The 11,113-nt window shown below is 35.6% G+C and carries 12 protein-coding genes, 1 pseudogene and 1 other annotated feature; of the genes and pseudogenes, 12 read left to right on the top strand and 1 reads right to left on the bottom strand.

Annotated features, from left to right (window positions below; genetic code table 11):
- Positions 1–16 precede the first annotated feature (16 nt).
- The 12 genes from G5W_RS0118370 (at position 17) to mtnN (ending at position 10,627) form a co-directional block, all read left to right on the top strand.
- The gene (locus G5W_RS0118370) at positions 17–205 is read left to right on the top strand and encodes a hypothetical protein (protein WP_029191194.1); all 189 of its coding nucleotides are present in this window, start codon (positions 17–19) and stop codon (positions 203–205) included.
- Positions 206–279: 74 nt separating this feature from the next.
- Positions 280–1,386, top strand: a complete 1,107-nt coding sequence (locus G5W_RS0118365) for an AI-2E family transporter (protein WP_337445697.1) — start codon at positions 280–282, stop codon at positions 1,384–1,386.
- A gap of 42 nt (positions 1,387–1,428) precedes the next feature.
- Positions 1,429–1,637, top strand: a binding site (T-box leader).
- Between the two features lie 171 nt (positions 1,638–1,808).
- Positions 1,809–4,448: an alanine--tRNA ligase gene (alaS, locus tag G5W_RS0118360; RefSeq protein ID WP_010098959.1), complete on the top strand. Its 2,640-nt coding sequence runs from the start codon at positions 1,809–1,811 to the stop codon at positions 4,446–4,448.
- Between the two features lie 105 nt (positions 4,449–4,553).
- On the top strand, positions 4,554–4,823 hold the full coding sequence (locus G5W_RS0118355) for an IreB family regulatory phosphoprotein (RefSeq protein ID WP_010098958.1): 270 nt from the start codon (positions 4,554–4,556) through the stop codon (positions 4,821–4,823).
- Complete coding sequence (gene ruvX / locus G5W_RS0118350) at positions 4,824–5,237, top strand: Holliday junction resolvase RuvX (RefSeq protein ID WP_010098957.1); 414 nt, start codon at positions 4,824–4,826, stop codon at positions 5,235–5,237.
- A gap of 16 nt (positions 5,238–5,253) precedes the next feature.
- Positions 5,254–5,538 carry a DUF1292 domain-containing protein gene (locus tag G5W_RS0118345; protein ID WP_010098955.1) on the top strand — a complete coding sequence of 95 codons (285 nt, stop codon included), beginning with the start codon at positions 5,254–5,256 and terminating at the stop codon, positions 5,536–5,538.
- Positions 5,539–5,666: 128 nt separating this feature from the next.
- Positions 5,667–6,782, top strand: a complete 1,116-nt coding sequence (gene mltG, locus G5W_RS0118340) for an endolytic transglycosylase MltG (RefSeq protein WP_010098954.1) — start codon at positions 5,667–5,669, stop codon at positions 6,780–6,782.
- Positions 6,783–6,919: 137 nt separating this feature from the next.
- Positions 6,920–7,549 (top strand): O-methyltransferase, encoded by a 630-nt coding sequence (locus G5W_RS0118335; RefSeq protein ID WP_010098953.1) that lies wholly within the window; start codon positions 6,920–6,922, stop codon positions 7,547–7,549.
- 17 nt (positions 7,550–7,566) lie between these two features.
- Positions 7,567–8,205, top strand: a complete 639-nt coding sequence (udk, locus tag G5W_RS0118330) for a uridine kinase (RefSeq protein WP_010098952.1) — start codon at positions 7,567–7,569, stop codon at positions 8,203–8,205.
- A gap of 385 nt (positions 8,206–8,590) precedes the next feature.
- On the top strand, positions 8,591–9,067 hold the full coding sequence (gene greA, locus G5W_RS0118325; RefSeq protein WP_010098951.1) for a transcription elongation factor GreA: 477 nt from the start codon (positions 8,591–8,593) through the stop codon (positions 9,065–9,067).
- A gap of 180 nt (positions 9,068–9,247) precedes the next feature.
- On the top strand, positions 9,248–9,919 hold the full coding sequence (locus G5W_RS0118320; RefSeq protein ID WP_010098950.1) for a YrrS family protein: 672 nt from the start codon (positions 9,248–9,250) through the stop codon (positions 9,917–9,919).
- A gap of 18 nt (positions 9,920–9,937) precedes the next feature.
- Positions 9,938–10,627 (top strand): 5'-methylthioadenosine/S-adenosylhomocysteine nucleosidase, encoded by a 690-nt coding sequence (gene mtnN, locus G5W_RS0118315; RefSeq protein WP_010098948.1) that lies wholly within the window; start codon positions 9,938–9,940, stop codon positions 10,625–10,627.
- A 77-nt stretch (positions 10,628–10,704) separates the two neighbouring features.
- Here mtnN and G5W_RS21625 read toward each other — a convergent pair.
- A pseudogene (locus G5W_RS21625) lies at positions 10,705–11,082 on the bottom strand (sigma-70 family RNA polymerase sigma factor); the annotation flags it as partial.
- Positions 11,083–11,113 lie beyond the last annotated feature (31 nt).

The following is an 11,113-nucleotide window of genomic DNA, read 5'->3' as shown; positions in this document are numbered from 1 at the left end:
GATTGGTATTATGTTAATGCGATGCCCAAATTGCAGTAGTAAAGATATTGGAAAAATTGGCACTCAACAATTCTATTGTTGGAACTGTTTTGTAGAAATGTCTGTCACAGGAAACGAACTTACAGTACATCAGGTCGAAGCGGATGGTAGCTTGAGTTCATTAAATGATCTATTTACAGAGGAAGAACGGAAAGTGGAATGGTAATCCTTTAGTTGGTAAGATGTTTCACTCAAGATTTAGTTTGCGAACAATGGATAGGCTGACTTTATCCCAGATGTATTCTCTTAAACGGTAAACTCATACTAAGGGGTGTACCAGATGTTCTCACAAAAAAGCCGGTAAATTTTCTCTATTGGATTATCACAGGAATCTTTGTTTTCTTATTCATTTTTTTGTTGGTAAAGCTTTTTCCGTATTACAAGGCGTTTTTTTCGTTTTTATGGAATTTAGCCTTACCTTTTTTAGTTGCATGTCTCATTGCGTATTTGCTTTTTCCTATTGTCCAAAAGCTTCACCAATTTAATATTCCAAGAAGTGTTGCTATTTTAATGATTTATCTGCTCTTCTTCGGGGGAATAGGGTATATCGTATATCGTGTATATCCTGCGGTGGTTCATCAACTACGAGATCTTGATGAATATTTACCTCAGTTGGTTAGCAAATATCAGGATATAATTTATCGGGTTTATGAATCAACATCATTTCTACCCGAAGCAGTACACAATAAAATAGACGAAACAATTGCCTCGATGGAATCAACGGTGGATAGGATTATCGGTAATTTAATAGGTGGTGTCACCAAAATTTTCGATATGATTGTAATCTTAACGGTAATTCCCGTTCTAGTTTTTTATTTCCTTAAAGACTATGTACGAATTAAGGACTATGTAAAAGGATTTATCCCGAACAAATATCGAAAATTTTCTAGTAATCTGGTTCATGCTGTTGATGAAGGACTGGGTAGCTATATTCGGGGCCAACTATTAGTGTGTTTATTTGTAGCAATCACTAGTTACATTGTGTTTCAATTACTTGGATTGAAGTATGCTTTATTATTGGCGATTTTCATGGGGTTAACGAATATCATCCCCTACTTCGGACCCATAATAGGTGCAGTACCAGCTGTAATCATAGCTTTAACGATTTCCGGGAAGATGGTTATTTTTGTTTTAATAGGCGTATTTGTCATTCAATTAATCGAAAGTAATTTACTATCTCCTTACATTGTAGGAAGAAGTATTCGTATACACCCGGTGGCGATTATATTTGTCCTATTATTAGGTGGTAAGTTAGGGGGAGTAATTGGCATGATTTTAGCTGTCCCGATATTAACTATCTTAAATGTATTAACGAAGCACCTCGTGATTTTAGTCCGACAGAATTGACTTTTACAAAAAAGTTCACTATAATATCGCTTATCAATAGTAGTAATCACGTAGAAGGTTATCAGTACATGGCAATCGATTTCTAGAGAGAGGTTTCCTTAGGCTGGAAGAAATCTTAAATTAGAACCATGGAAAGCTAAACCGGAGTACGGCTAATCCCCGTCGGTTTCATACCGTTATCATGAGTGAAGTGATGGACAATGAATATTGTCTATAATTAGGGTGGTACCGCGACTAATCTCGTCCCTGCTATGTGCAGAGAGGGGATTTTTTTATTTTTATACATTGGGAAGTACAATTTTTAGTTGACGAAATTAAAATAGTTGAAATTTGTTACCCCAGTATAAGAATTGTTTACTCCCTATTTACCTGAGTTTGAGATGTATTGATCAACTACTATCATATCAAGGAGGATCTTAATTATGAAACAGCTAACTTCAGCACAAATTAGACAAATGTACCTTGACTTTTTCCAAGAAAAAGGCCATAAGGTCGAACCTAGTGCATCATTAGTACCACAAGATGATCCAACATTATTATGGATTAATAGTGGAGTGGCTACATTAAAAAAATATTTTGATGGCCGAGTAATTCCAGAAAATCCACGTATTGTAAATGCCCAAAAATCAATTCGCACAAATGATATTGAAAATGTAGGCTATACTGCAAGACACCATACATTCTTTGAGATGTTGGGAAACTTTTCCATTGGAGACTACTTTAAAAAAGAAGCTATCATTTGGGCTTGGGAATTTCTCACTAGCGAGAAATGGTTAGGGTTAGATCCAGAACGTTTATCTGTTACCGTACATCCTGAAGATGATGAAGCATATGACATGTGGTTAAATGATATTAAAATTCCTAAAGAGAGAATTATTCGATTGGAAGAGAATTTCTGGGATATTGGAGAAGGCCCTAGTGGTCCTAATACGGAGATTTTTTATGATCGTGGAGAGTCCTATGGTAATAATCCAGAAGATCCGGAGCTTTATCCAGGTGGAGAAAATGATCGTTATCTAGAGGTATGGAATCTTGTGTTCTCTCAGTTTAATCACAATCCAGATGATACCTATACACCACTTCCAAAGAAAAACATTGATACGGGAATGGGATTAGAGAGAATTGTATCCGTCATCCAAGATGTTCCGACTAATTTTGAAACAGATTTATTCATGCCAATTATTAAGAAGACGGAAGAACTTGCTAATGTGAAATATGGTACGAATAAAGCGAGTGACACTGCATACAAAGTAATCGCTGACCATATCAGAACGGTTAGCTTTGCTATAAGTGATGGTGCATTACCATCAAACGATGGAAGAGGATATGTATTAAGAAGATTAATCCGTCGGGCAGTTCGTTTTGCTAAGGAAATAGGAATAGAGAAGCCGTTCATGTTTGCGCTAGTTGAAACTGTTGGCAATATCATGAAAGATTTCTACCCGACTGTATTAGAGCAACACGACTTTATTCAAAATATTATCAAAGTTGAAGAAGAACGTTTCCATGAAACGTTAAATGATGGATTAGAAATATTAACAGATATTATCGAGAAAGAAAAAGCGAAAAACTCCACAGTATTTCCTGGTAAAGAAGTATTTCGCTTATATGATACGTATGGTTTCCCTAAGGAATTAACAGCGGAGTATGTGGAACAATTAGGATTTACAGTTGATGAAGCTGGTTATGAAGAAGAGATGGAAAAGCAGCGTGAACGTGCAAGAAACGCGCGTCAAAAAGTGGACTCTATGCATGTTCAAGATGAAGTACTTGGTAAACTTAACGTAGAAAGTGAATTTATCGGATATGAAACATTAGAAACGGAGACCAAGATCGTTGCTTTAATAAAAGATGGGGAACTCGTTGATATTGTAAAGCAAGGGGACGAAGTGTTAATATTCCTACGAGAAACTCCATTCTATGCGGAAAGCGGTGGGCAGATAGCGGACCATGGTACAATCAAGACCAATACAGCAAAAGCAACCGTAAAGAATGTCCAAAAGTCACCTAAATCTCAAAATATACACCGAACTGTAATAGATAGCGGTGAACTCCATGTTGGAGATGTCGTAACAGCAGTTGTAGATATGGATTCTCGTAATTTAATTGTGAAAAACCATACAGCAACTCATTTATTACATCAGGCCTTAAAAGATGTTCTAGGAACACATGTAAATCAAGCAGGATCATTAGTAGCTCCTGAACGCTTGCGATTCGATTTTTCTCATTTTCAATCTGTAACGAAAGGCGAATTAGAACAAATTGAGAGTATAGTAAATGAAAAAATTTGGGAGTCCATTTCATTAAATATTAGCCAAAAGTCCTTAGCAGAAGCAAAAGAGATGGGAGCTATGGCTTTATTCGGTGAAAAGTATGGTGAAGTAGTTCGAGTTGTCCAAATTGGGAACTATAGTTTAGAACTATGTGGTGGCTGCCATGTTCACAATACTTCAGAAATCGGGTTATTTAAAATTGTGTCAGAGAGTGGAATTGGTGCTGGTACACGACGAATTGAAGCTGTAACTAGTAAATTTGCCTTTGAATTTTTATCTGGTAAATTAGGCATATTACACGAGACTGCTCAGAAGTTAAAGAACACGGAAGAGAAGGTACCAGAACGTGTAGAAGCATTATTCCAAGAGATCAAATCGTTACAAAAGGAAAACGAATCATTGAATGCTAAACTATCTAACTTAGAGGCTTCCTCCATTGTAGAACAAGTAACGGAAGTCAATGGTGTAAAACTTTTAAGCCAAAAAGTGAATGTTAAAGACATGAATCAATTAAGAACAATGGTTGATGATTTGAAACAAAAACTTGGTTCTGTCATAATCTTATTAGCGACGGAAAACGACGATAAAGTACAACTAGCAGCAGGAGTATCAAAAGACCTGATTGAAAGAGGATTACATGCTGGAAATCTAATTAAGTCAGCAGCCCAAATTTGTGGTGGTGGCGGTGGTGGTCGCCCTGATATGGCCCAAGCTGGTGGTAAGGATGCTAGCAAGATTATGGAAGCATTGCAATATGCTACTGAGTATGTGGAGACTAATTTACGTTAAGGAATACTTTCTGTTGAATCCCTCTTTTCTAGCGATTAAAATATTATATTAAATCTTTTAAACATGTTAGAATGGAAATAGACCAAAGTGGAATGAGGTGTCGTGATGAGTTCAATCGATAAAACAATGAAATTCAACTTTTCAGAAGAGCCATTTGATCGTGATATAAAAGAAATCTTAATGACTGTCCATGAGGCACTTCAAGAAAAAGGGTATAATCCTATCAATCAAATTGTTGGGTATTTATTATCAGGTGATCCAGCATATATTCCGAGATATAAGGATGCAAGAAATTTAATTCGTCGCATAGAGCGTGATGAAGTGATAGAAGAACTTGTCAAATCCTATCTCGAGCAACAATATAAAGGTAATTAGATGAGAATCTTAGGTTTAGATGTTGGCTCAAAAACAATCGGTGTTGCAATAAGTGATGAATTAGGTTGGACAGCTCAAGGAATTACCACGATTAAATGGGATGAAACAGATATTAAGTCTGCAGATAGCGAATTAAAACAGATTATAGATGAGCATAATATTGAAAAAGTCATTATTGGATTACCGAAGAATATGAACGGTACGATAGGTGAACGAGGTGAAGCATCGAAGCGGTATGCAGAATATCTGGAAGAAGTGTTCCATGTGGAAACAGTTTTATGGGATGAACGCTTAACAACAATGGCTGCAGAACGTGTTTTACTCGAGGCTGATGTAAGTCGTAAAAAACGGAAAAAGGTAATCGATAAAATGGCTGCTATGATGATTTTACAAGGCTATCTTGATCAAAAATGAAAAGGAGAATATGAATATGGCTATTGAAGAAAAAGAACGCATTATCATTCCTGACGAAAATGGGGAAGAACATTTATTTGAAGTACTATTTACATTTGATGTAGACGAAACTGGTCATTCTTACATTGCTGTAGTACCAGCAGAACAAAAGGATGACGAAGAGGTTGAAGTATACGCTTTTCGTTACGAAGAAAAAGAGGACGAAGACCTTTCTTTATTTGCAATTGAATCGGATGAGGAATGGGATATTGTCGAAGAAATGTTAAATACGTTAGCAGAGGAAGAAGAGCTAAAAGGCTAAAGTCAACATAATAGGTTAAACGATATTATAGTAGGTGCCCATCTGGGCACCTGCTTTTTTCATTTGATTAATCCTAGCGTATATTGTCATTTTCTAGTATAATATACCGGATGAGAGGGGGATGATGAATGTCCAAGGGAAATGATAATGGGAATTTTCGTGATAATTTAATTGCTAGAGGAAAAGAAGCACGAACAGTTCGAAAGATTGTAGCAATCGTAATTATCTCTATACTATTAATTCTTGCAATCGCTGGAATATCTGGCTACCTATACATAAAGTCTGGGCTGGAACCAGTCGACCCAGGTAATGAGCAAGGGGTAGATATTGAAATTCCATTAGGATCATCTACGTCAGGTATAGCGAAAATCCTAGAGGAAAATGATATTATTAAGAACTCTATGATATTCCGATTTTATATAAAGTTTAAAAATGAATCTGGTTTTCAGGCGGGTAGTTATACCTTTACAAAGTCAATGACTTTTGATGAAATAATAGAGTCTTTAAAGAGCGGAAGGTTAGTCAAAGAACCAGTCGTCCGCGTTACCATACCGGAAGGATTAACAATCGATGAGATTGCTGCAATATATGCAGAGAAACTACCTTTTTCAGAGGAAGAATTTAAAGAAAAGCTGACTGATCAGGATTACATTAAGCAATTAATGGCTAAATATCCAATTTTGTCAGAAGATATTTTAAATCCGGAGTTACGCTATCCGCTAGAAGGATACCTATTTGCTGCAACATATGATTTTTATGTGGAGAATCCACCTGTAGAGACCGTTATTGAAAATATGTTAGATAAATCGCAGGCTGTAATTGGACAGTACTTAAATGAGATAACAGAGAGTGGTTTAAGTATTCATGAAGCGGTCACGATGGCTTCAATAGTAGAAAAAGAAGCAGTAACAGAAGATCAACGAAAGAAAATTTCGGGTATTTTCTATAATCGTTTGGAAGTAGGAATGCGACTTCAAACAGACCCTACCGTGCTATATGCAATTGGAGGTCATAAAGAAAAAGTACTTCTATCGGATACAGAAGTTGAATCGCCTTTTAATACTTACCATATTTTTGGTTTACCAATAGGACCGATTTCTAACTTCTCAGAGAGTGCATTTGAGTCCTCTATTAATCCTGAAGTGACAGATTATTATTATTTCCTACATGATGGAGAAGGAAATATTTACTATTCTGAGACTCTAGAACAACATAATGAATACAAGGCTCAATATATTAATTAACATGAAGGAAGTGTGAATTTTTATTCACATTTCCCGTTTTTTTGATTCGTCCTAATTCGTTAGGTTATTTAGATAATTTAGTATAATACTATAAAAATTAGGTATCCTAATAGGATAAATATAAATGAGGGTTAAGAATGGAAGAAAATGTACAAAATTATTTAAGTGATCATCTACCAAAAAGTGCAGACTGGGTAAGAGAAATCGAAGAACAAGCTAAAATAGACAGAGTCCCGATTATGGATCCTATCGGGATTAATTTTCTTATGCAATTAATCCGATTAAATAAGCCAAAACGGATTCTTGAAATTGGAACTGCTATTGGTTATTCTGCATTAAGAATGAATGAAGCATATCCAGAAGCATCAATTACAACCATTGAAAGAGATGATATAAGGTACAACCAAGCTGTGGAAAATATTAATAGGCTAAATAAAACAGAAAACATTACCATTATCCATGGGGATGCGTTAGATGTTTTAGCTGATTTAAATGGGACCTATGATTGTGTATTTATTGATGCAGCAAAAGGACAATATCAAAAATTCTTTGAACTTGTCATGCCTTTACTAGCAGATAATGGGTTAGTTATCACAGATAACGTATTATTTAGAGGATTTGTAATGGATGAAAATTTTGAGCATCCTCGTTATAAGAAGATGGTAGAAAAAATCCGTAAATATAATAAATGGCTGGTGGATCATCCTAGCTTTATTACAACGATATTACCTATTGGTGATGGGGTTGCTATTAGTTATAAAAAATAGAGAAAAGGGGTAGCAAAATGCAAGACAAACCAGTAGTAATTGGAGTTGCGGGTGGTAGTGGAAGTGGGAAAACATCCGTAACGAAATCAATATGCCAGCGATTTTCAGATAAAACAATACTTGTTATAGAACAAGATTATTATTATAAGGATCAAAGTGACTTACCGTTTGAAGAAAGATTAAAAACGAACTATGATCATCCTCTAGCTTTTGATAATGATTTGTTGATAGAGCACATTCATTCCTTATTAAATCATCAACCAGTGGACAAGCCTGTTTATGATTATAAGGCACACAATCGCTCAAAAGAAGTAATTCGAGTAGAACCTAAGGATGTAATTATTCTAGAAGGAATCCTTATTTTGGAGGATCCTCGTTTAGTTGATTTAATGGATATTAAAGTGTTTGTTGATACCGATGCTGATCTACGTATCATTAGAAGATTGCAACGAGATATTAAAGATCGCGGACGATCATTAGACTCTGTTATTGATCAATATTTAAATTCAGTTCGCCCAATGCATTTACAATTTGTTGAACCAACTAAGCGTTATGCGGATATTATTATCCCTGAGGGTGGCGAGAACCATGTTGCAATTGATATCATGGCGACAAAAATCGAGCATATTTTGTCAAAAAATAAAGACAATAGTTGAAACAAAAGTATTGAAAATTTAAATTAAATCTGCCATAGTTATGGTTAGTATACTTTTTACTTCGTTCAGATATTTCTTTACATATGGTTCAATAAAGACAGATGATATAGAATCTGTTATCTGAAAGATGAGGTATTATAGCATTCGCTATTAGCTTGTAGGATGTAAGTTTTTCTACGCAGATAGGAAAGGATTACAATCTTTCTCGCCTGCATAAGAAAAACTAACATATTCGCCCAAAAACAAGCGAATATGAGTTTTTCTACGCAGATAAGAAAGGATTACAATCTTTCTTGCCTGCATAAGAAAAACTAACATATTCACCCAAAAACAAGCGAATATGAGTTTTTCTAATAAGCAGTAGATAGACAAAGGAGTGTTTTTTATGGCTGTAGAAAAAAGTTATTATATGACACAAGAGGGAAAAGAGAAGTTGGAACAAGAACTTCTGTATTTAAAAACGGAGAGAAGACAAGAGGTAGTAGAACGAATCAAAGTTGCACGTGGTTTCGGTGACCTTTCCGAGAACTCAGAGTATGACGCAGCAAAAGATGAACAAGCATTCGTGGAATCGCGTATATCTCAAGTAGAGAAAATGATTCGTAATGCTGTCATAATTGAGAATGATAATGAAAATCCAAATATGGTATCCCTTGGTAAATCTGTTACGTTTATTGAATTACCGGACGGTGAAGAGGAAACTTATACAATCGTAGGAAGTGCGGAGGCAGATCCTTTCGAAGGTAAGATATCTAATGATTCGCCGATGGCTAAAAGTCTTCTTGGTCATGAAGTTGGAGAAGAACTTGCAGTAGTAACACCTGGTGGAGAGATCCAAGTGAAAATTATAAAGGTTCAATAGTGAAAGATAAAGCGGAGTCTACAGCTCCGCTTTTATTATTTATCTCCATCAGCTATACTAACCAATCTCCCATGTTATTGGCTTTTCATATAAATGAAATATTATAGTAAATAATTCAGATGATATCTTGCATATAAATTATGGTAATATAATAAGGTATACATAGGAGGGGAAGATAGAATGAGTGGTTATGATAGATTTTCACGGGTAAATAAATTTGAAAAAAGACGTAAAAATACAAAGTTAATGTCTATGTTAATTATTGCAGGAGGCTTCCTAATTATTCTATTAATCGGTCTATGGATTTTTGGACCTGATGATGACCCTACTAATTCTGATACCGTCACGAGCCCTGATATAGAGGAGAAGGATATTAAGGAAGAGGATAAAGAAGAACAGTCAGAAACAGAAGTTGAGTCTTCTGAAGATGACAATACGGATGATCAAGATCTTGATGAATCCGATAATAATGAAAATGCGAGTCAGAGTGAAATAGTAACTCAACCAGCCGATCCAATCGGAGGGGACGATAATGTAGTGGAAGCCTATACTGCAAACTGGCAGCCTATTGGAACAGCACAAGAGGGACCTCATACAACCAATTTTGATGATGGTTCTCAGGATAGAATCGAGATGACAAAGGCTCTAAGTCTTGCTTCCGGAATAGCAGAAGACAATATGATTACCTGGTGGGTAAAACGTGGTGGAGATCAAAAGGTGATTGGTACGGTTTCCGATAGAGCAGAGACGGTAACATATCGTGTTTATATTAGTTGGATAGATAATCAGGGATGGCAACCAACCTTGGTAGAAGTATTAAAAGAAAATGATGAAAAATGGAGATTTGAATAGTTATAGGAGGAAGACATAATGACAATTGGCATCATTGGAGCAATGGATGAAGAAGTAGAAATTCTTAAGAATAGTATGTCTGAAAAGGAAGAAACAACAATAGCAAACTGTTTGTTTATTAAAGGTAAACTGCAGGAGAAGGATATTGTTTTATTAAAATCTGGAATTGGTAAGGTAAATGCAGCGATGGCAACGACCATTTTAATGGAACGATTTTCGCCAGAGCTCATTATTAATACCGGTTCTGCCGGTGGTTTTTCCAAAAAACTAGAAGTAGGTGATGTCGTCATCTCCTCTGAGGTTGTTCATCATGATGTCGATGTGACAGCATTTAATTATGAATATGGACAGGTTCCAGGTATGCCTCCTACTTTTAAAGCGGATGAGAACTTGGTAGAGAAGGCAATGAAAGTAATCAATAGTATGGATATTCAAGGAGAGATTGGCTTGATAGCAACAGCCGATTCTTTTATGGAAGATCCAAAGCGTGTAGAGGAAACAAGAGAAAGATTTCCTAACATGATTGCTTCTGAAATGGAAGCAGCAGCAATAGCGCAAGTTTCCCATCAATTTGCATGCCCATTTGTTGTCATTCGTGCACTATCAGATATCGCAGGAAAAGAGTCTTCTGTATCATTTGATGAATTCCTAACAAAGGCTGCGAAAAATGCTTCAGAAATTATTATAGCTATGTTAAAAGACATATAGGTCAAGAAGGTCAGAAGAGGAACTCTTTCAGTGAATGAGTTCCTCTTTTTATGTCTACAACCTTCAATTATAGATACTTATCCTTTTCGTTCATTACGATAATACTCATGGAATACCTTCATCAAAGCCCGTTTTTCGATTCGAGATACATAACTCCTTGAGATATTTAGTTTTTTTGCAATCTCACGCTGTGTCATTTCTTGTTTATCATTCAATCCGTAGCGATAAATAATTACTTCCTTTTCGCGTTTATCTAGAATTGAAAAATAATCCTGCATTTTTTCAATTTCCATATTTAGTTGAATGTATTCAATCACATTTTCCGATTCAGCTTCTAAAATATCAATAAGACTGATTTCATTTCCCTCTTTATCCTGACCAATTGGATCATGTAATGAAACGTCCTTTTTTACCTTCTTTAGAGCTCGTAAATGCATCAAAATTTCAATACTTATGTCATTACTATAGCATTAACTTGTACCCACA

Source organism: Ornithinibacillus scapharcae TW25, assembly GCF_000190475.1.
Taxonomy (GTDB): Bacteria; Bacillota; Bacilli; order Bacillales; family Amphibacillaceae; genus Ornithinibacillus; species Ornithinibacillus scapharcae.
Note: the sequence above shows the minus strand (reverse complement) of the source record. Positions and strands in the feature narration are given on the sequence as shown.